The organism is Shewanella sp. UCD-KL12 (assembly GCF_001957125.1).
Classification (GTDB): domain Bacteria; phylum Pseudomonadota; class Gammaproteobacteria; order Enterobacterales; family Shewanellaceae; genus Shewanella.
Map to the genome: position 1 here is coordinate 175,316 of NZ_MPHJ01000008.1, position 21,896 is coordinate 197,211.

The window sequence follows — 21,896 nt, forward strand, 5'->3', positions numbered from 1 at the left end:
CATTACTCTCCAGCCAAAGGTTTGAATCGTCTAAGCTCTAATAAACGGTAGCCAGTATATTGGCCTAGTAAAAGCACGACAGCTAAAATCACTAAATGGATGCCTAGGAAGTTAAATACCCAATGTTGAACCCAGCTTGCGCTCATCGCTAAATAGGCGAGTGTTGCGACGAATAGACTACCACCACCTTGTAATACAACCTCTTTAGGGCCTTCCTCTTCCCAAAGAATTGACATTCTTTCGATGGTCCATGCAAGGATGATCATAGGGAAGAAAGTGATCGTTAAGCCTTCACTCAAGCCAAATTTGTAGGAGAGTAGCGTGAATAAGCCTATGATGCCAATTACCACAATAATGACTGCCGATATTCGTGATATGAGCAATAAGTTAAGATCTGAGAGGTAAGCGCGGATCATCAAACCACAGGCAACGATTAGGATAAACCCAATCAAGCCAGTCAGCAGGGTAGTTTGTATAAAAGCCAATGCTATTAATACCGGCATAAAGGTACCTGAGGTTTTTAAGCCCACGATAACCCTTAAAAATACCACCATTAATACGCCAATCGGAATTAACAAGATCCCCTTAAAAAGTGACTGCTCTTCAAGAGGAAGCTGATAGAGAGAGAAATCCAATGTGCCTTGATTTTTCATAACATCAAGAGAGGTCGCTAATGCAGAGCGAGTATCTTGCAGCATTGAAAAATTAACTTGAGAGTTAATGCCACCAATAACATCTAAAGTTGATTTACCTGAGCGATCCCATAAAAGTAAGTTATCTGGTCGGCCTTGGCTACCGTCTGCTGGATTAAATAGATGCCATTCCCCTTCATTATAAACTTCCACAAAAGTCGTTAACTGCTGTCTACGGCGTTGATCTTCTAGATATAGCGCGCTAACTTCTTGGGCAGGTATTCCCTTATTATTGAGCATACGCACAAAGAGTCTTGCCGCCGAATTTGTGCTCAATAGTAGCTCTATGTTCTGGCTACGCTCTTCGGCATTAAGTGCTTTGTTTAATTGCTGAGCAAATGAAAGATTTGTCGCGCTTTTAGCCCAAACCTCTGCAATAGCTTGCTCTGCTGCAACTTTTTCAGCTGCTGGCCAGATATAAGGGGCGGCTGCTATAGGCGACTCGTCAGCTTCAATAGTCGTAATACCAGTAGGGATCAAGGTTACCTTGTAATAGAGGTCTTGCTGCCCTTGAGCCTGACGTACAGACCATATAGCGCGACGATTTTGTGGGTCATCTGAAATAGTTAGCCCATAACCTGGTGATGTCGCATTTTCGACTAACACCTCAAAAGCAGGATCGTTGGGTAGTGCGAAAGAGACCTCTGTCGGCTCGCCTGTTCCTTGGAATCTGACTTTTGCATCAACGGCCCAAGATTGTACTTGCTTGCCTGGTAAGAAAGGAACTTTGTGTTCTATTCCACGGTAAACACTAGCTGCTATACCTGAAATAAAGAGTAGGGCAACCAATATGTAAAAAGGCTTCTTAGAATGCATTAACTAAATTTCCTATTTTTTTTCGACTGTTGGAGTCGATTTTTTTCCATGGATAAACGTTTGTCCAACATCGACAACTGCAATGTCTTGCATAAACTTACGACCTAACAATAACGGAAAGTCGAGGTGGCTTCGGTCAACAAGGTTGAGGTCTGTTTCGGCCTTATATTTACCTATCTGTAGGTGTGCATGTATGACAGGTCGACGATCACTCTTTTCATCAGCATCTTGTTTAATACGTACAAAGCGCTCAACTTTAGACTCAAATGTTTCAGCAGGGGCTTTTTCACCTTGGGTGAAGACGTCAAAACGTACCCATTGTTTACCATCACGTTCAAACAAAATAATGTTGCGAGCATCTAAAGACGATGATTCTGCGCCAGTATCGATACGTGTTTTAAAGCTAGATTTTATCTCTTCGATAAACACATGCTCTGTTGCACCGAGTATTATCTTTCCGCCTAATGGTGAAGGAGGGCAATCAAGCGCTACAGGGATGGGTTGTTCTTCTGGTTTTAGTTCAAGTGTTGCAAGTTGAGCTTTTAAATCGGTAAGTTGGGCTGATAGTTCATTAAAGCTAGCATTCTGAGCTCGCTTATTTTCATCTATAGCAGTGAGGAGGCTCGCTTGCTGATTATTTAGGCCTGTTTCAAGTGCTGCTGCATCAATTGGCTGGGGTAAATCTTCAGTTTTTGTCGTTGTTGCGCAACCTGCTACTGTAAGAATTGCAGCGACACAAAATATCTGCTTAAACATAGTGCTTCCCATTACTATTTTATTTATATCTCGTTCATCTCTAACACTGAGTTTGTAGATGAACGATCGTTAAATTTAAACTAAATCTTTATTTGGCTGGTTTTTGGTTGCGATAAATGTCGCACGTTTAGGTGCTGGATAACCTTCGACCGTCAAATCAATATTGCTAGGATCAAGGTAGTCAACTAAAGACTCATTTGGCATCCAATCCGTACTGCGTTGCTCAGCCAATGACGTTACGTCAACATCGACACAGCGTACATCGATAAAGTCAGCTTTTTTCAACCAAGCCTCTAGCGCAGCCGCAGATGGAAGAAACCATACATTATTCATCTTGCCATATCTATCTCCAGGGACAAGAACAGTATTTTCATCACCATCAATGACTAATGTTTCTAAAACTAGTTCACCACCTGTTCGCAATTGATCTCTAAGCTGTAACAAATGATCAATAGGTGATCTTCTATGGTAAAGAACACCCATAGAAAACACTGTATCAAAAGCATCTAATGGAGGTAGCTCTTCGATGCCCAGTGGTAGCAAATGTACAGGGTGTTGATCGCCTGCAATACGTTTTATTGCTTCAAATTGACACAAAAATAGCGTGCTAGGGTCGATACCTACAACATGTTTTGCCCCCTCGCCGAGCATTCGCCACATGTGGTAACCGCTCCCGCAGCCAACATCTAACACAGTACGATTGGCTAAAGGTGATAGGTGAGGTAAAACTCGTTCCCACTTCCAATCTGAACGCCATTCAGTATCGATGTCGATACCGTGAACAGAAAAAGGGCCTTTTCTCCATGGCATAAAAATACGAAGTAGATTTTCTAACTTCTCTTTTTCTCCAGCAGTTAACTGAGACCCAGAGCCAATTGTGACACTGTTTGTTAGCTCAAGTGTATCAGGCGTTGGGTAGTGTAATTTGTTAAGCACTTTTTCCCATTTAGGTAAGCTGCCATGTTTGTGCTCACGTTGCCACTGGCCAAGAATGGCTGGTAAAGTTTCAAGCCAATGCTGTAAGCTTGAATCAGCAATCTGTTTGTAAAAAGAGCTGAAGCTAATCAATGTATTTATCACCTTTTAATACGACTAATAAGTCGGGATATATTGTTTAAATTACTTAATTGCAACCATTGAAGCAAAGTTAAAGCACTGAAACCATATGTTAAAGTGTTTAAAGCCGTGATGATTAAGACGCTGCTCATGTTGAGATAAGGTATCTGGCTTCATGACATGCTCTAATGAACTTCGCTTTTGGCTAATTTCAAGTTCGCTGTATCCATTAGCTCGCTTAAAGTCTAGATGAAGGTCATATAAAAGGGTCTGAATATCATCATCTTCAAAGTTTAGTTTCTCAGATAATACCAAAATCCCACCAGGGTTCAGGCCTTTATAGATTTTAGCTAACAACTCGTCTCTATCATTGGGGGCTAGGAACTGCATGGTAAAATTGAGTATTACCATAGATGCATTTTCTATTTTAATATCTCTGATGTCGCCACATATAAGGTCAACGGGAGTGTCACTGACATAAGCGGTTAGGTTTTCGCTACAACGTTCAATCATAGATTGACTGTTGTCTACTGCAATAATTCGACAGTTTCTATTTTTAATATGACGCCTAACACTTAACGTTGCTGCACCGAGTGAGCAACCTAAGTCATAGATATGGCTATCTTGAGTGACAAATTTATTCGCAAAATCACCCAGAGTATTGATGATTTGACCATAACCAGGCACTGACCGCTTGATCATGTCACTAAATACACCGGCAACCTTTTCGTCAAACTGAAAGTCACTGATGTTTTCGCATGCCGTAGCATATATATTGTCTTGGGATGATTTCATAAGATATATGTGTGTAAATTCAACACTCCATTCTATCTAATGATGTACTCATGCAGCAAGTCTAGTACTGGATATTTATCGTAAAGTTTTGTCTAATAGCGTTTGTATAACAAGCCTTTTACACTCGTATATCTTTTTGGGTATTGCTCTTGAAATTAATGATTAACCTGTTTGCAGCCATATTACTTGCTCTCCCTTCAATGCTCATTTGGGCGCAAGAAAGTGAGCCTCTCGTTATTGTGATGGGAGAAGATAGTTACCCATATCAATATGTCGATGACATGGGGGAAGCCCGGGGCCTGTTAGTTGATACATGGAAGGCTTGGTCAATGCAGGTAGAAACCCCCGTTGTTTTTGTCTCCCGTCATTGGAATGACTCACTGAAGCAGCTCTCGTTAGGACATGCTGATCTTCATATCGGTATGGCTAAAACTGCGAGTCGCAGTAATGATTTTTTATTTGCGGATCAAATTTCATCCGTCAATACCTATCTTTATTTACATCGCGATCTACAGCAAATAAATAATTTTTCAGAAATTAGCCCCTATCAAGTTGGGATAGTTTCAGGTTCATCCCATGAAACCGAACTGTTAGCGCAAAGCCCCTCTATGATTTTTAAGCGTTATTTAAATAGAGATAAACTATTACAGGGAGTCATCAAGGGAGAGGTAAAAATATTTGCAGGAATGGAGGGTTACCTCAGAGACCACCAACTTAATAAGCAGATAATCGATCAGTTTCCTCTTTCTAACAGGCTGTTAATCAAACAGGTCCCGATTAGACCAGCAATTAACTTAACTAATAAAGCATTGCTCGATAAAGTCAATAATGGTTTTGCCATGCTAGAGTCTGCAATATTTACTGAGATAGAACAGCGCTGGACAGGTATAGATCAGAGCCAAGTTGGCATATCGATTGCCACCGCGATGAATTTAGAACCTTATGTCTCTTTTGGAGGAGATAAGCAACCTCATGGTTTATATGTAGATATATGGCGTTTGTGGTCAGAAAAGACAGGTATTCCGATCTCATTTATTACCAGTGAGTTTAATGAATCAGTCGATAACGTGCTCGCAGGGCGTGCAAGTGTTCATATTGGCTACCCAGAAAGCGACGAGTTTAAAACAGGCCTATTAAGAAGCCAGCTGTTATATAAGGTAAAGAGTCGACTTCATAGTTTTGGTCAACCAATTGTTGATTTAGATAGTATCAAGGGCACTCGGGTTGGTGCTGTACCCACTGCGCCATACCTGTCTGAGCTTAAACAAGCTTTACCTGATGTAGAGCTCAAACTATACGACTCTGTAGCGGCAATGATTGTAGCGGCTAAAGAGGGGCATATTAGTAGTTTTGTTGCCGCATCATCCTGGACCCATCACTATCTTGTGTTAAATGATGCTTGGTCAGATTTCTACCCCTACTCGGATATCGAGTTTGTCACTGATATCTATGTACTCACGCACCTGAACAATACAGGTTTGGCTAAAAGGGTCAAAGCTGGCTTTGAGCTTATCGATAATTCAGCGTTAGTTGAGCTTGAAAAAAAATGGATTATCAACAGTCAAGACCGTATCTATGACAATCAACAATCTCCGTTGCCTCTCACAATAAAACAGCAGGATTATCTCTCTGAACTCGATACTATAAAAGTGGGTTACCTTAAAGACTGGAAGCCGATGGAGTATACAGACCGTAATGGTGACTTTGCAGGCATCAATAGTGAAGTGGCTTCATTATTCTCCGACTCTCTTGGGTTAAATATTGAACCTATAGTGTTTAATGAGTGGCAATCGTTAATCAATGCCCTAATAAAGGGAGACGTAGACATTGCTGGTAGTGTTGCAAAAACTGCTGAAAGGGGGAAAAAGTTACTTTTTAGTGAACCATACTGGCCGTCACCTTGGGCACTTGCGACGCCTATTGATAGAGAAGTCATTTTTAATCTGCATGAGTTAGCTGGTCAAAGGCTGGCTATCATCGAAGGATACCAACTGCTTAATAATATAATGGCGGCAGATTATGGTATCGAATTTGTCTTGGTAGCAGATGCAAAAGCTGGATTAAAGTCGGTAGCGGAAGGTAAAGCAGATGCGTTTGTCGATAAAGCCATAAACATGGCTACCTCACTTAAGCATGGTGATTACTCACAAATTAAAATGTCTGTATTGGCGGACTTTTCGGCGCAACATAGTCACTTCGGTGTACACCCTAAATTGGCACAGCTTGTTCCGTTAATGAATATTGCGATAAAACAACTCAATCAAAATAAACGTGAATCTATCTATCAAAACTGGTTAGCCCCCGCAGCGGATAACGGCCATAGCCAACTTTTTAAGTGGTGTTTAGCGACATTAGGAGCCTTAGGGTTATTACTCGTCACACTTGGAGCGGCTAACTATTTTATTATTAAAGAGAAGCGTAAAAACAGACAACTTGAAGCTAAGCTTGAGAAAATGAGCAATTATGACCAACTTACAGGGTACCCAAATCGTGCGCTTTTAGATGACAGGCTAGCTCAATCCATATTACTTCATAGTCGTGAACAAGCGTTATTTAGTGTGTTGTTTATTGATATTGGTGGTCTTAAAGCCGTGAATAAATCTGCCAGTCATAAGGTGGGCGACCAGTTATTAGTGATGGTCGCTAATGAGCTTGAATCTTGTTTAAGACGATCGGATACTTTAGCCAGATTTGGAAGTAATGAGTTTGTGGTTATTTTAAATAAGACTAAGGATCTCGATCTTGTTTGTCAGGTTGCAGACACCATTATCAGTCAGCTTTCAAAGACATTTGAGTATGAAGAGTTGCGTTTGAATGTCGATACGAGTATTGGCATTGCAATGTTTCCTGCTGATGGCGACAATGCAGTTGACCTTGTTAAATCAGCTGATAAATTAATGTATCGAGCCAAACAAAGTGGTGGAAATTGCTACAAATCAGCTTGATAATGGCATCAGAGATGGTGCAAAACGATAAATTTAGAAAAAAAGTGATTGATCCTTGGCCGACTAGTGGTTAAGTGGTTTTGTAATCGGCAATATTTCACTATAATGCCGCTTTTGTGTTGATTAAAATATTCCTCAGCCATAGGTTTGCGGATTAAAGGAAAGAGTTAGATGCGCAGTCAATATTGTGGAGACGTTAATAAGTCTCACGTTGGACAAGAAGTAACCCTAGTGGGTTGGGTAAATCGTAGCCGTGATCTTGGTGGGGTTGTTTTTCTCGATCTTAGAGACAGGGAAGGTATCATTCAGGTCGTTTATGATCCTGATTTACCTGAAGTGTTTGACGTTGCAAGTACGCTGCGTAGCGAGTTTTGTGTGCAAGTTAAAGGTCTTGTACGTGCGCGCCCTGATAGCCAAATCAATGATCAGATGCGTACTGGTGAGATTGAAGTTTTAGGTACAGGACTTACCATTCTTAATAGCTCTGCGCCTCTACCGATCAACATGGATAAAAACCAACATAACACTGAAGAGCAGCGCTTAAAGTATCGCTACTTAGATCTTCGACGTCCTGAGATGGCTGACCGAATCGTTTTCCGCTCAAAAGTGACCAGTGCCGTACGTCGATTCTTAGATGGCAATGGTTTCCTTGACATTGAAACCCCAATTTTGACCAAAGCAACGCCTGAAGGGGCGCGTGATTATCTTGTACCGAGCCGTACTTACAAAGGTCAATTTTTTGCACTACCGCAATCTCCTCAGTTGTTTAAGCAACTATTAATGATGTCTGGTTTCGACCGTTACTACCAGATCGTTAAGTGTTTCCGCGATGAAGACTTACGAGCAGACCGTCAACCTGAATTCACTCAAATTGATATCGAAACCTCTTTTATGTCATCTTCGCAGGTGATGGCTAAAACTGAAGAGATGACACGTGGTCTGTTTAAAGAGCTATTGAATGTAGATCTTGGTGAATTCCCTAAGATGACCTTCGAAGAAGCGATTCGTCGTTTTGGTTCTGATAAGCCTGATCTACGTAATCCACTTGAACTGATTGACGTCGCTGACTTGTTGGCAGATGTGGAGTTCAAAGTTTTTCAGGGACCAGCGACAGATCCAGAAGGACGTGTCGCAGTACTTTGTATCCCTGGTGGCGCAAAACTGTCACGTAAGCAATTAGATGAGTACGCTAAGTACGCGACAATCTATGGTGCAAAAGGCTTAGCATGGATGAAGGTGAATGATCGAGCTAAAGGCCTGGAAGGTATACAGTCTCCAGTACTGAAGTTCCTTAACGAAGACGTAGTTAACGGTCTACTTGAGCGCACAGATGCAAAAGATGGCGATCTAATACTATTTGGTGCAGATAAAGCTAACGTTGTTGCTGAAGCGATGGGCGCATTACGCTTAAAAGCGGGTGAAGACTTTGAATTGCTACAAGGCGAATGGAAACCGCTTTGGGTTGTTGATTTCCCAATGTTTGAGCGTACCTCTGACGGTGGCTTGCATGCTATGCATCATCCATTCACAGCGCCAAGCGGCATCACACCAGAGCAGCTAGAAGCTGATCCTACGGCGGCTATCTCTGATGCCTACGATATGGTACTTAATGGTTGCGAGCTAGGTGGTGGTTCAGTCCGTATTCACAATAGTGAAATGCAATCAGCTGTTTTCCGCATTCTAGGTATTGAAGAGGAAGAAGCGAATGAGAAGTTCGGCTTCCTACTTGAAGCTTTACGTTATGGTACACCGCCCCATGCAGGCCTTGCTTTTGGTTTAGACAGAATCATCATGCTGATGACGGGTGCAACCTCAATTCGTGATGTTATGGCTTTCCCGAAGACCACTACAGCAGCCTGTCCTTTGACAAATGCACCTGGGTTTGCAAATCCAGAGCAGCTGGTTGAATTAGGTATCGGTGTCATCAAGAGTGATGATGAGCAAGAAGCTTAAGACTAACCTGTAAAAAAGCCGAGGAAACTCGGCTTTTTTGTCGTAATACGTTCAATTTCGAAAATGTTCACTTTCAAATACCCATCTTTTTTATTTCAGCGTTTTATTTTTTTATTCGAGGAGCATTATCATGGCAGGTCATAGTAAATGGGCCAATATTAAGCACCGTAAAGCGGCGCAAGATGCTAAGCGTGGAAAGCTTTTTACCAAATTCATTCGAGAGCTCACCGTGGCTGCACGAGAGGGGGGATCAGATGCTGATTCGAACCCAAGATTAAGAGCTGCGATAGATAAAGCGCTGTCAAATAATATGACGAGAGATACCGTTGAGCGCGCTATCAAGCGTGGCGCCGGTGAACTAGATGGTCAGGTACTTGAAACAATCATGTATGAAGGCTATGGGCCAGGCGGAACCGCTGTGATGGTTGAAACCATGACAGATAATAAAAATCGTACCGTATCCGGCGTTCGTAATTCATTCAGTAAGTCTGGTGGCAACTTAGGTACTGACGGCTCTGTTGCTTACCTGTTTGATAAGAAAGGTATCATCTCTTACGATGAGGGCACAGATGAAGATGCCTTGATGGATGCTGCACTTGAAGCAGGCGCAGAAGATGTTATCACCCATGATGATGCTTCAATGGATGTGTTTACAACACCTGAAGATTTTGGTGCCGTAAAAGATGCACTCGATGCGGCAGGCCTTGTATCGGTTAACGCTGAAGTGACTATGTTCCCATCGACAAAGGCTGATCTGGATGCCAGTACAGCACCTAAATTTTTACGTTTAATTGATAATCTTGAAGAGCATGATGATGTTCAAGAGGTTTATCACAATGCTGAAATTTCAGAAGATGTCATGGAGACATTAGAGTAATCTATGTCAATAATTCTTGGTGTTGATCCTGGCTCTAGGATCACTGGATATGGGGTGATCCGCAGAAATGGTAGACATCCCATCTATGTAGGAAGCGGTTGTATTAGAACCGCTTCAGATGATTTTCCATATCGATTAAAGCAAATCTTTGACGGCGTCAGTGAGATCATACGCCAGTATCAACCTACAGAGTTTGCAATTGAACGTGTATTTATGGCAAAAAATGCCGATTCAGCATTAAAGCTCGGACAAGCCAGAGGCGCTGCAATTGTGGCAGCGACAAACGGCGAACTGCCTGTTGCTGAATACTCTGCGACTCAGATAAAGAGTGCTGTTGTTGGGACTGGTAGAGCGCAAAAATCTCAAGTTCAACACATGGTACAACAGATTTTAAAGCTGTCTGCATCGCCACAGGCTGATGCAGCCGATGCATTAGCCATCGCTATTTGTCATTTTCATACCAGTCAAAGCCTTGCGGTCTTGGGTGGAAAAGCTGATCGAAGAACATACGGACGTTATAGATGATAGGTCGTTTACGAGGCTTGCTAGTTGAAAAGCGAGCCCCAGAGATTTTAATTGATGTAAGTGGTCTTGGTTACGAAGTACAGATGCCATTGACCTGTTTTTATGAGCTGCCAGAGTTAAACCATGAAGCGGTCATTTATACCCATTTTGTTGTGCGTGAAGATGCTCAACTGCTGTATGGCTTCATCACGAAACAGGAACGGGCGCTATTTAGGTTATTGATTAAGACCAATGGTGTAGGGCCTAAGCTCGCTTTGACGATATTATCGGGTATGACATCGGCAGAGTTTGTCGCTTGTGTTGAGAGAGATGACATTGCTACTTTAGTCAAATTGCCCGGTGTTGGTAAAAAAACCGCCGAGCGTTTGTTAGTTGAAATGCGTGATAAGCTCAAAAGTCTTATGGAAGCATCTGCAGGCTCTGAGCGAGAGTTTATGCTCAAGTCAAATTATACACCTGCACCCGTCGTCAATACGGCAGAAGAAGATGCTATCGCTGCCTTGCTTGCACTTGGTTATAAACCTGCTCAGGCTAGTAAGTCGGTATCAGCGGCATACCAAGAAGGTATGAGTTCAGAAGCTTTAATAAAGGCTTCACTTAAGTCAATGCTGTGATTAAGTAAAAAGAGAGATAGATGATAGAAGCTGATCGTATCATTCATGCTGAACCTCAAGGTGTTGAGGAGTATGAAGAGCAAATTGATAGGGCGATGCGTCCTAAATTGCTCGATGAGTATACTGGACAAGATGCGACTCGATCGCAACTTAAGGTGTTCATTCAAGCTGCGCAAAATCGCGGTGAAGCACTCGATCACATGTTGATTTATGGCCCTCCAGGGCTTGGTAAAACGACACTCGCTTTGATTGTGGCTAATGAGATGGGGGTCAACATTAAATCGACTTCAGGTCCGGTACTTGAAAAGGCGGGAGATTTAGCTGCGCTGCTAACAAATCTAGACCCTGGTGATGTGTTATTTATTGATGAAATCCATAGACTAAGCCCTGCAGTTGAAGAGATTTTATACCCAGCAATGGAAGACTACCAGCTTGATATTATGATCGGAGAGGGGCCTGCTGCGCGTTCAATCAAGTTAGATCTGCCTCCGTTTACACTCATTGGTGCAACGACAAGAGCGGGATCGCTTACTTCACCTTTACGCGCGCGATTTGGCATTCCACTAAGACTTGAGTTTTATAATGTTAACGACCTTAGTTCTATTGTGACTCGCTCAGCCAATGTCTTAGAGTTGCCGATAGATCAACAAGGATCGATTGAAGTTGCAAGACGATCGCGTGGTACGCCTCGTATTGCTAATCGCCTGCTAAGGCGTGTACGTGACTACGCTGAGGTTAAGCATGATGGTGAGATCAATAAGCAGGTGGCTGATCTTGCATTGGATATGCTAGATGTCGATGCCGAAGGCTTTGACTATATGGATAGAAAGCTCTTATTGGCAATTATCGATAAATTTATGGGCGGGCCCGTTGGGCTAGATAATTTAGCTGCAGCCATTGGTGAAGAGCGGGAAACGATTGAAGATGTACTTGAACCTTTCCTCATTCAGCAGGGGTTTATTCAAAGAACGCCAAGAGGCAGAATAGCGACAGAAAGGGCTTATAGCCACTTTAATATTGTTCAGCCTGAACCTTAAGTTATACCAATCAGTATAAGAAAGTGATCTACTCAGAACTATTTTTGGCAAACTAATTCGAGGCGAATAAATGATACAATGGTGATCCCTTGTGAAGTTATTCAACGAAGAAATAGGCAGCCCAAAAAGCTCCCAAAGGGCGAGTTTTAGCGTTTCTGATGCGGTGTTAACGAATTTGAACGTAGAGCAACTATGCCCTTCATTCGCTGCCTTGCCTCAGAAGCGCTAAACTCTCGCTGAGCGATCACATCTTTATACTGATTGGTATTATATCACTATTGAGAGGAGCCATACTGGCTATTGCTCCTCTACTATCAAGGTATATTGAGGAAACTTCTCTCCAGCGGTTGATTTTTTAGATGCAATAACTTTAGCACCTATATCAAAATACTCCCCAGCTTGACCCGGATTATCTAGCCCTGTAACAGGAAAGCTCTTGTAGGTTTTATTTTTATATCTGATTCTTAGTGATTTTAGGTTCACCTTGGCTTCATTACCGACTTGAAAGAAGTTGATACTGATAGGGCTGTTAGTATCCGATGTGATTAAATAGCGTCCCTGGTGATAGTCATTATCTAACAAAGTTACATTAGTTGCTCCGCCTAGTGCACCTTTCCAGTTAACGTTAACAATTGAGCTTTTCGTTAAGTTTTTTATCACTGATGGATATTTAATTGGTTGGATCTCTGTGATTGTTATCGCGGCGCTAGCCTTGCATATTGGGCTGAGTAATAAAATTAAAGCAAAGCAATGCTTACTTCGAAACTTAATGTTTGGATTTGCTGGAATAACCATCATAAACCACCTAGATTCATTCTCTTACTGATTACCTTACTGATTCTCTTAAGCGATATTTTGTGAGTTGACTGCTTACTGTCAGCCCTTGAAAAATAATGTGAAGATCCAGTAAGTCATAATTATTCATAAAAATAAACGTGTATATGATACTTAGCTTTAGCCTTCATTTTGAATATAAGATATTACAAAATAGACGCAAGGGGCGTTTTACGCACTCTGATGGCTATTTTATGTATTTTATCTTATAGCAATGGATAGCCCGCTAAGACTACAAAAATAGGCAAATTTACTTGGTCCTGCTTACTCATATGATAAATCCTTAAAAGTATTAAGTGTATTCAGTACTTTACATGTTTCCATTTTAAATATTACTAAATGTGTCGTAAATGTAAATAAGGTGTTGCTAAATGTTTTTCTTTTGATAAGGTAAATAACAGGTGCTGATCAAAATGCACTTTAAACATAAGCTTATGTGTTTCATGGAAGAATTTTAGTTGTAAATTTGAACAAAAAGGATGTTTATCCGCATATAAGAATAAAATAACTAAAAGTACGCTTTGGAACATATTATGAAGAATAAAATTGCCCTATCTACACTTGTTGCCTCTACACTGCTTCTTTCAAGTCAAGCTGGCGCCGTTCAGCAGTCTGGTACAGCGAATTTTAATTTAGTTTACCCAATCACAGTGACAGAAAATACCGCCATGGAATTTGGTGATATTGATATTACATCTGATGGTTCGTGTGTTTTAGATTATGCGGATGGCACATCTGGTACTAACTGTGTTGCGGGTGGTGCTACTGCAGCTTCTGGTGATTTCACTATCACAGCGGCTGATGGCAATGTAACTGTAAGTCTCTCTGCTGCCGATACGAGTGTGGCTGGTGTTACTTTTACGCCTAGCGTAGCAAGTCCTACTGTTGGTATTACCGCAAATACAGCGAACCTGAAAGTTGGTGGTACTGTGGCTGTCGTTGCCGCTTCTGCTACAGCGGGTGCTCATGCGCTGACTTACACAGTTGATGTTATCTATTAAGTAAAAAAGCCTTAAGTAAAATCCTAATGTTTAATACCAATATTAGGATTTTTTACGGCTTTTAATGCTCGAAGTAAGCTAACCAATAATAAGGTTAAAACACGATTTCACGTGTTTTCTAATAATTTAGCTGGGCGTAAATGATGAAAAAATCCTTTTTGGGCTGTATTGCAGCCCTACTATTTTGTGTAAATGTTAATGCAAACTTGCTTGTTTCTCCAACAAGAGCTGAACTAGATGATAAAAAGCATCGCAGTGCAGTGTTCTCTCTCGTTAATAAGGGCGCAGCTAAAGCAAGATACAATATCTATTTTGAAGATAAGCTGCAGTTACCCGCTGGAGGTTATCAAACCCTCGAGGATGCAGAGCCTGTATTAGCTAAGTATGTTCGTTACTCTCCAAGACGCGTATCACTCGAGCCTGAAGAGGGGACTCGGGTCAGAATGGCGGCTAGATTACCAAAATCACTACCTTCCGCTGAATACCGTAGCTATATCGTGTTTCATCAAATTCCTAATACCCCAGAAGCATCGACATCGGATGATATTTCAAGTGATGTGTTTAGTTTATCTGTAACTGCCTATATGCGGATCTCCATTCCAGTCATATTACGAGTGGGTGAAATGAATGGCGAAGTCAGCATAGGTGAAGATGCCGCGATCAAAAATGATATGAGTGTTGATATTGTCATTAATAGACAAGGTGAGCGCAGTTCATATGGGGACATAGAGCTCTTTATTGAAACGCCTAGCAGTGACTCTGATGCAAAGTTGCAGTCAATAGGCAGTGTAAAGAACGCCACGATTTACACTGAACTTACCTCTAGAGTGTTTAACGTCAAATTAAACCAGCCTATTGAAAAGGGCGCTGTGATTCTTGTTAGGTACTCAGAGAGTAGCTCTATTGTTGATGCAAAGACGGTAGAAAGCACACTCGTGTTGTAATCGTTTATCTATTCGTCAAAGTGTACCGATGAATCAGTCAAGACAGAACAATAACAAAAAGCATGGCCTGCTTGGGCCACTGCTTTTATTAGTCTTTGTGCTGTTGCTCATCGGATTTTTGTTAAGTTACGTTTTACCCCATTACCTACTCAAGATTAATGTGCCAAGCGATAATCATTCGGATGCATTTATTGATAATAGTCTGACTTTCAACGATAAAAACTCCCACAGACCAAGCAGTACACCTGCAAGTTCACAAGCTCATCGCTTATTAACTCATGAGATGAGGCATACCGCGGCTAGCCAAGATGTTGTCATTGAGCCACAAGCACACTCGAAGCGGTCTGTTAAGCTGTCAGTCAGCGAAACCAGGCCAGTCACTACAAATAAAAAGCAAATAATTCATCCCATTTCCTCAGTTAGTGATAATGCTGTGCTATCTCATGTGCAGGACCCAGGGACTTTTTATGAGAAAAGGACTTTTAATGACAAAAAGGCAATGAGTGATCAAAGCGCTGTTAATGATAAAAGTATTGTTAATGATAAAAGTGCTATGCAGGCCAGTAGAGTTATCCAAGGTGAAGTAGTCATTAAGCAAGTGGCGACAAATATAGTGTCTTCCAATCATCAGCTTGATGAAAAAGGAGAGCCTGTAACTGTCAATTGGGAGCAAGCAAGTCAACGCAATACTGAGTCTACTTTAGATAAAGGGCGAGTAGTTACAAGCTTAAGATGCGATAAACAGGTATTGGTTTCCTATACCTCTGATCATGCCTCTGAGGAGTTATTTATCATCAGCCAACTTAAGTACGGCAGCATGATAATGAGTGATGAACTATTTGCATATCAGCAAGATGGAAAGCAATACCTGCCTATACAGCTACTAGCCGAGCTACTTTTATTACCAATACAGTTAGATTCAGAAACACAATCAGTATCTGGTTGGTTCATTGATAAAGAAAAGCGAATAAATATCAGTGATGGACTCATGGCTTTTTGGGGGAATGGCGCAAGTTGCTCATCACAAATGAGTAAACTGTTTTATGACGACTGGGATCTCTATCTAGACGCCGAGATCATTGAAAGTATGTTTGGTTTATCAATAAGTTTTGAGCCAGCAAGACAACAGTTTTTCATTGATGAGTCTGCAGCGATTCCTTTAACTCAACTTATGGCGAGAAAAAAACGTTATGAGTTGTTTACCGCTTTGCAAAAGCAGCAAGGATCTATACAGGTAAGTGAAATAGATAGAGAAGATGCCATGCTAGGGGATCTTGCCATGAGTATGGATCTAGGGGTTACATCACAAGACAAGGCAGCGCATAAAGCGACAAGGCTTGATGGCTTTGTTCAGGCAAGGGCTGATGTTGCTGGGCATAATACTTACGCGGGATACTCATGGTCGTCAACAGGGGAAACAGTAAATGCATATATTGAAAAGACCTTAGCTGACTCATGGGTAAGCCATTATAGGCTTGGGAGCATTGAGTCCCATTCTATTCCGCTAATTTCTGAGTCAACAGAAGGCGTTGGGGTCCGTATATCAGCTGGTGATAGCTTTACAGAAGACTTTCGCTCTATCACTGTTGAAGGGGAAGTTGAGCCTGGTTGGGATGTTGAATTATATCGTAACAACACCTTAGTGAGCGTTCAACGAGCTGGGCAAGACGCGAAGTATCGCTTTATTGACGTCCCTTTCTATATTGGTGTAAACCAATATCAATTACGATTTTTTGGGCTTAATGGTGAAACGCGGACTGAAACATTCAGTAAAGTGCTGGATCAATCTGTCATGGAGCAGGGGGCATTGGGGTTTAGTTATGGCGCTATGGTCAGTGATGCAGACGAGCTTCAACAACATTACCTTAATGCTAATTGGGCTGTTAGTGATGGGTTAACGGCTGGTGTATCCCTAGTCCAACAGGAAACCATTGAAGGTCAGTGGCTAACTATTCCTAAAGTCAGTGTTAATTTGCTGGCAGGTCAAAATTTAGTTCAAATGAATTACGCTGCTGGTGATGGTGGGTTTGCTACAGGTCTAACAATTCAAGGGAGTAGTGGCGAGATTAACTGGTTAGCCGACTGGGAGTTGTATGATGATTTTGCTAGTTGGGAAAATAACAATAATAGCGTACATCAACAAGCTCAAGTAAACCTTAACGGTAGTTTAGCGCTATTGCCTTTGAGTTGGACGCTTTCTGGGAGTTGGAAAGACTATGATATTGCTGCGGATCACCTTCAATTAAGTGGCATTATATCAGGTCAAGTCAATAAGCTAGCGTTTAGTAATGAAGTCAGGTGGCAGCAAACGCCACAGCAAAACACAATAAACAATAGAGTTGCTGCGTCAGGAAGGTTAAATGAATGGTACCTTAGAACGTACCTTGATTTCTCTGTCACACCAGATCTCGCCATTAATCAATGGGTGGTAAATGCTAATTCGACATTGACTAAACGTTTCAATTATCAAGTTGAATTGAACTATCAACCACAAACCGATGATCCTTTTAGTATACGAAACTCACTCTCTTACCTGTTCGATCATAGCTCGTTACGACTGGTTATTGATAACTATTCGAGTGGTGACTGGTTTACACAGCTAAAATGGAACAGCTCACTCCTCTGGCATCCTGAAACTAATTTGTGGTTACTCGACAGAGTCAGTCACCTTAATACGGGTGCTGTCAAAATTCTCGCGTTTCAAGATGATAATGCCAATGGGATTTTTGATGATGAAGAGCAGGGCATTAGTGGTCTGAGCTTTTCTGGGCATAGTAATAGTGGTGATGTAACTGATGATAATGGCGAGTTATTGATCACGCACCTGCAAACAACACGTGCCCAAAGACTCATCCTTAAAGAGGCCAGTCTTCCAGATCCATTTTTAATACCACTCATGACAGCTATTAATGTAAATCCTCACCCGGGGAACATACAGGAGATTTTGTATCCGATACTGTATACGGCTGAGCTGGAGGGCGTTGTGCTTGAGCGAGTCGCAGGGGGCTCGTTACCTGCTAAAGGTATTCAAGTTGTTTTTATGGACAAATCTAACCATAGAGAATACAAAGCAATTGTTGAATTTGATGGCGTTTTTATAATAGATAGAATGCTACCTGGCCATTATGAGATGTCAATTGGCGATAAAATTATTTCAACGATTGAACTTCTTCCCGGTGAGTACAGAGAACTTAAGCCGATAGTGCTGCAAGCTGAGGTGGAGTAAAAATTTTTACTGATTAGTATTATAAGGCTGACACACGCTTTTTCTGTGCTTTTTGAACTACGACACAGCAATGCCCATAACTGCGTTCTATACTTTTTTTACGCAGCTAACATTATGGTCATCATGCTAACGACACTTTTTCTTGCTTCAGTTATTGGACAGGCACAATTTAATCTTGTTGTTCCGATTAAAGTGTCTGAAACCCAACAGCTCCAATTAGGTGAGATTGCCAATCAAGCTAATACCAGCTGTAAAGTGAATGTTGAACATAGAGTTGGCGATGCTTGCATCTCTTCTGAGTGGGCTACAGGTACGTTGCAGATCTCTGCCGCATCAGGTGAAAGTGTAAAAGTAGAATTGATACCAGCTAGCTATGCTGATTTTAAATTTTCCCCCTTACTTGCTAATGGAACGAATGCAGGCCGTTATGTGATTGATAACGGTCTACTGACCATTCCCATTGGTGGTGAACTCACAATTATAAACCCATCCGCAATAGGTCAACACAATGTGAGTTACATGATAGAAATTAATTATGAGTGAACGATTTGCCCTTATTTAGCTGGATAAGGGGATAAGGTTAAATCATTCCAGCTTAATTCATTATATTTAAAACGTGTCACCTCTCGGTAATAATTAAATTTGTTTAATTTTACCATTGGAATTAATAACTATGTAGCGCTTCCGTATTGATATTAACCTCATTCACGCAAGTGTATCAATTTGTATTTAATTGTAGATGTTAATAACTATGTAAATATAATTGTTCGGCTAGAAAATAGGCTGTATCAAGCCTGAATGTGAGCTGGTAATTAGTATATTTAAATAGTAATTGAATTGACCTCAATCAATAAGTTCCTTCAGTATGCCATACCATTTAGTTAACATTATCAATTTCTGTGACTAAGATCACACTTTGAGTTATTTCATAGGTTGTGGTTATGTTAACGATTACTCAGGTGTAATCTCTGCCTTTTCCTGCTTTGGTTAGTGTTTTGTTCTGCCTGTAACAGCTTGCAACCATTTAATTTTATATTGATCGCCTGCTGGTTACGCTTATTGCTATTTTATTTAACTTTTACTTATCACAGGTTAATTAAATTGGTGATTGACTGAATAATGGTGAAACTACAGTATCAATTCCAACGCCATTAACTTCGAATATGAAACTTATCTGTTTCGAAAAATAAACAAGGTAAACGGCGCAAAATAAAAACAAATAATAAGTAAGCAATATAAGTTAGGGAGTAAATCTTAATGATAAGAACATCACTGCATAAGAGTAGTAAATTATCTCAAGCGGTTAAGCTTGGGTTAATAGCATCAGTTTCTACTACAGCAATGACAGTATCTACTACTGCGTTTGCACAAGAAGAGACAGCCAATGTGGAACGCATTGCAGTAACAGGCTCCCGTATTCAACGTCAGGATATGGAAACTGCTTCACCAGTAACCGTTATTGACGCATCGGCAATTAAAGCTGAAGGTTACACATCAGTTGATGAGATCCTACAAGCACAACCTGCAATGGCAGGTATGGCAATGGGTTCTACCACTAACAATGGTTCTGACGGTGTTGCGCAAGTTGATCTTCGTGGTATGGGTGCAAGCAGAACGTTAGTACTCCTTGACGGTCGTCGTATGGTTAACTCAGGTTCTGGTGCTGATAGTGCTGTGGATTTGAACACTATTCCCGTCGCTATGATTGCACGTGTTGAAATTCTAAAAGATGGTGCTTCAGCAGTATATGGTTCAGATGCCATTGCTGGTGTTGTTAACATCATTACTAAGAAAGACTTTGAAGGCTTCCAGCTTGATATTAACGGCGGCGCTACAGATAAGAGCGACGGCGAAAACATAGAACTAAGTGCACTATACGGTTTCAGTACTGATACTGGTAACTTCACATTCGGTGCTGCTTATTCTGATCGTGGCGGCGTTATGCAGGGCGATCGTGATTGGGTTGAAGAGGGGGCAAGTTCATTTGTTCCTGGTGGCTCTTTGGACGGAAAAGTTCAAGATGAGAACGGCAACTGGGTAGATCGTACAGAAGGTTACGACTACACCAAGGACAGCTGGCTTCAAACCCCAAGCACTCGTTACAGTATTTTTGCTAATGCTACTCAAGATATCGGTAGCGATATGGTATTTACCGGTGACATTCTTTATACCAACCGTCAATCAAAGCAGATGATGGCGCCTCAGCCTGCATCAGTGATGCTAGATGTATGTGGTGAAGACGGTGTTGATCCAAGCAAATGTATTACGCTTACTGATGAGATGGTTGCTGGTGGCGTGACACCTGAAGAGGGCGCTGTTGAATATCGTCGTCGTATGACTGATGCGGGTAACCGTATTTATGAGCAAGATACAGATACATTACGTGTTTCTGGTGGCCTTGCAGGTTCTCTTGATGTTCATACTGGTATGGATTGGGATGTTTCATACACTTACGGTAGCAACAAGGCGACAACTTGGGTACATAACTCCATCAATGCAACAAAGATGGAACAGTCAATGTACGATAATCAAGATGCATGGTTCAGTGGTGACCCACTATCACAAGCGATCATTGATGATGTTAGCTACTTAGAAACTACCGATGGTGGTAACGAGCAGCATATCGTATCTGGTGTGATTAGCGGTGAAGCATTTGATTTAGACGCTGGTGCCGTTGCATTTGCAATCGGTGCAGAATATCGTCATGAAAGTGGTTATTACAACCCAGATCCAGTGATTGTTGCTGGTGACGGCACCGCGGCTCAGCAAGACCCTACAGATGGTAGCTACAGTGTTTTCTCTGTATACCAGGAAGTAAGTGTTCCGTTTACTGAAAAGCTGACGGGTGAATTTGCACTTCGTTTCGATGATTACTCTACATTTGGTAATGCATCGACTTGGAAAATTGGTCTTACATATGAAGCAACAGATGACCTAATGATGCGTACTGTTGCAGCGACAGGCTTCCGTGCACCAAACGTTAGTGAGCTATATGGCGGTAACGTTGGTTCATACGATTACCTAGATGATCCATGGGGCAATGAAGAAGATCCTCAGATCTTAGTTAACTACACGTCAGATGAAAATCTGCAAGCTGAAAGCTCTGAGTCTTACACAGCTGGTCTAGTTTACTCACCAAGCTACATTGACGGCATGTCCCTAACATTAGACTGGTGGCGCTTCAAGATTGAAGATGCTATCTCACGTCTAGATGTACAAGCCGGCCTTAATGCTTGTTACGAAGGTGATGCGACAGCGTGTGAAACATTCAAGATCGGTCCGAATGGTGACTTGAGTGAACTAACTAACCCACTAACAAACGTTGGTTACCAAGATACAAGCGGTGTTGATTTCAACTTAGCATATACCTTCGAAGGCCTAGGCTTAGACTGGAAGATCAACAATGACCTGACTTACCTGCTTGAGTTTGAGCAAGATGGTGTTGATTACACTGGTACAATCGGCGGTATGTTCGGTGGATATGCAGAAGTTAAAAATAACTTTAGCGTACAAGCTGGCCAAGGTGATTGGAGTGTAATGTACTCGAACCGTTATATCGGTGAGATGAATGATATCAACTCAGGTGATGTTGCAGAATCAGTGCTTTACCACAATATCTCTGGTATGTATCACTTCTCAGACGATATCAGCGCAACATTAGGTGTTAAAAACCTGACAGATGTTGAGCCGGTTATGGTTGGAAGTGGTAACACAGCAGGAACAGTACCTGAAGTTTATGACACCATCGGTCGTCAAATCTACGGTGGCGTGACATTCAAGTTCTAATTTGAATGACACTCATAAAAAAAGCGCCGAAAGGCGCTT

At 41.6% G+C, this 21,896-nt stretch carries 16 protein-coding genes; 11 read left to right on the forward strand and 5 right to left on the reverse strand.

Annotated elements, in window-relative coordinates; genetic code table 11:
- Positions 1-2: 2 nt before the first annotated feature.
- From BM736_RS15460 to cmoA, 4 genes are all read right to left on the reverse strand, one after another.
- Positions 3-1,508 (reverse strand): inactive transglutaminase family protein, encoded by a 1,506-nt coding sequence (locus BM736_RS15460; RefSeq protein WP_076413773.1) that lies wholly within the window; start codon positions 1,506-1,508, stop codon positions 3-5.
- Between the two features lie 12 nt (positions 1,509-1,520).
- On the reverse strand, positions 1,521-2,264 hold the full coding sequence (locus tag BM736_RS15465) for an ATP-dependent zinc protease (RefSeq protein WP_076413775.1): 744 nt from the start codon (positions 2,262-2,264) through the stop codon (positions 1,521-1,523).
- 75 nt (positions 2,265-2,339) lie between these two features.
- Positions 2,340-3,332, reverse strand: a complete 993-nt coding sequence (gene cmoB / locus BM736_RS15470) for a tRNA 5-methoxyuridine(34)/uridine 5-oxyacetic acid(34) synthase CmoB (protein ID WP_076413777.1) — start codon at positions 3,330-3,332, stop codon at positions 2,340-2,342.
- Between the two features lie 51 nt (positions 3,333-3,383).
- Positions 3,384-4,115: a carboxy-S-adenosyl-L-methionine synthase CmoA gene (gene cmoA / locus BM736_RS15475; protein ID WP_076413778.1), complete on the reverse strand. Its 732-nt coding sequence runs from the start codon at positions 4,113-4,115 to the stop codon at positions 3,384-3,386.
- 158 nt (positions 4,116-4,273) lie between these two features.
- Between cmoA and BM736_RS15480 the strand changes: the two genes are divergently transcribed.
- The 6 genes from BM736_RS15480 (at position 4,274) to ruvB (ending at position 12,066) form a co-directional block, all read left to right on the forward strand.
- Complete coding sequence (locus BM736_RS15480; RefSeq protein ID WP_256717897.1) at positions 4,274-7,060, forward strand: transporter substrate-binding domain-containing protein; 2,787 nt, start codon at positions 4,274-4,276, stop codon at positions 7,058-7,060.
- A 171-nt stretch (positions 7,061-7,231) separates the two neighbouring features.
- Positions 7,232-9,013 (forward strand): aspartate--tRNA ligase, encoded by a 1,782-nt coding sequence (aspS, locus tag BM736_RS15485; protein ID WP_076413782.1) that lies wholly within the window; start codon positions 7,232-7,234, stop codon positions 9,011-9,013.
- Between the two features lie 130 nt (positions 9,014-9,143).
- Positions 9,144-9,890, forward strand: a complete 747-nt coding sequence (locus BM736_RS15490) for a YebC/PmpR family DNA-binding transcriptional regulator (protein ID WP_076413784.1) — start codon at positions 9,144-9,146, stop codon at positions 9,888-9,890.
- 3 nt (positions 9,891-9,893) lie between these two features.
- The gene (gene ruvC / locus BM736_RS15495; protein ID WP_076413786.1) at positions 9,894-10,415 is read left to right on the forward strand and encodes a crossover junction endodeoxyribonuclease RuvC; all 522 of its coding nucleotides are present in this window, start codon (positions 9,894-9,896) and stop codon (positions 10,413-10,415) included.
- Entirely contained in the window at positions 10,412-11,029 is a 618-nt protein-coding gene (gene ruvA / locus BM736_RS15500) for a Holliday junction branch migration protein RuvA (protein ID WP_076413788.1), read from the forward strand. The genes ruvC and ruvA overlap by 4 nt, the downstream gene beginning before the upstream one ends.
- A gap of 20 nt (positions 11,030-11,049) precedes the next feature.
- Positions 11,050-12,066, forward strand: a complete 1,017-nt coding sequence (gene ruvB, locus BM736_RS15505) for a Holliday junction branch migration DNA helicase RuvB (protein ID WP_076413789.1) — start codon at positions 11,050-11,052, stop codon at positions 12,064-12,066.
- Positions 12,067-12,363: 297 nt separating this feature from the next.
- Here the strand turns inward: ruvB and BM736_RS15510 are convergent, their stop codons facing one another.
- On the reverse strand, positions 12,364-12,864 hold the full coding sequence (locus BM736_RS15510) for a hypothetical protein (RefSeq protein ID WP_179079065.1): 501 nt from the start codon (positions 12,862-12,864) through the stop codon (positions 12,364-12,366).
- Positions 12,865-13,433: 569 nt separating this feature from the next.
- Between BM736_RS15510 and BM736_RS15515 the strand changes: the two genes are divergently transcribed.
- From BM736_RS15515 to BM736_RS15535, 5 genes are all read left to right on the forward strand, one after another.
- The gene (locus BM736_RS15515) at positions 13,434-13,901 is read left to right on the forward strand and encodes a DUF4402 domain-containing protein (protein WP_076413792.1); all 468 of its coding nucleotides are present in this window, start codon (positions 13,434-13,436) and stop codon (positions 13,899-13,901) included.
- Between the two features lie 143 nt (positions 13,902-14,044).
- On the forward strand, positions 14,045-14,845 hold the full coding sequence (locus tag BM736_RS15520) for a hypothetical protein (RefSeq protein ID WP_076413794.1): 801 nt from the start codon (positions 14,045-14,047) through the stop codon (positions 14,843-14,845).
- 28 nt (positions 14,846-14,873) lie between these two features.
- Positions 14,874-18,071 carry a hypothetical protein gene (locus tag BM736_RS15525; RefSeq protein ID WP_076413795.1) on the forward strand — a complete coding sequence of 1,066 codons (3,198 nt, stop codon included), beginning with the start codon at positions 14,874-14,876 and terminating at the stop codon, positions 18,069-18,071.
- Positions 18,072-18,185: 114 nt separating this feature from the next.
- On the forward strand, positions 18,186-18,614 hold the full coding sequence (locus BM736_RS15530) for a hypothetical protein (RefSeq protein ID WP_076413796.1): 429 nt from the start codon (positions 18,186-18,188) through the stop codon (positions 18,612-18,614).
- Between the two features lie 714 nt (positions 18,615-19,328).
- Positions 19,329-21,857 carry a TonB-dependent siderophore receptor gene (locus BM736_RS15535; RefSeq protein WP_256717893.1) on the forward strand — a complete coding sequence of 843 codons (2,529 nt, stop codon included), beginning with the start codon at positions 19,329-19,331 and terminating at the stop codon, positions 21,855-21,857.
- The last annotated feature ends 39 nt before the right edge of the window (positions 21,858-21,896 follow it).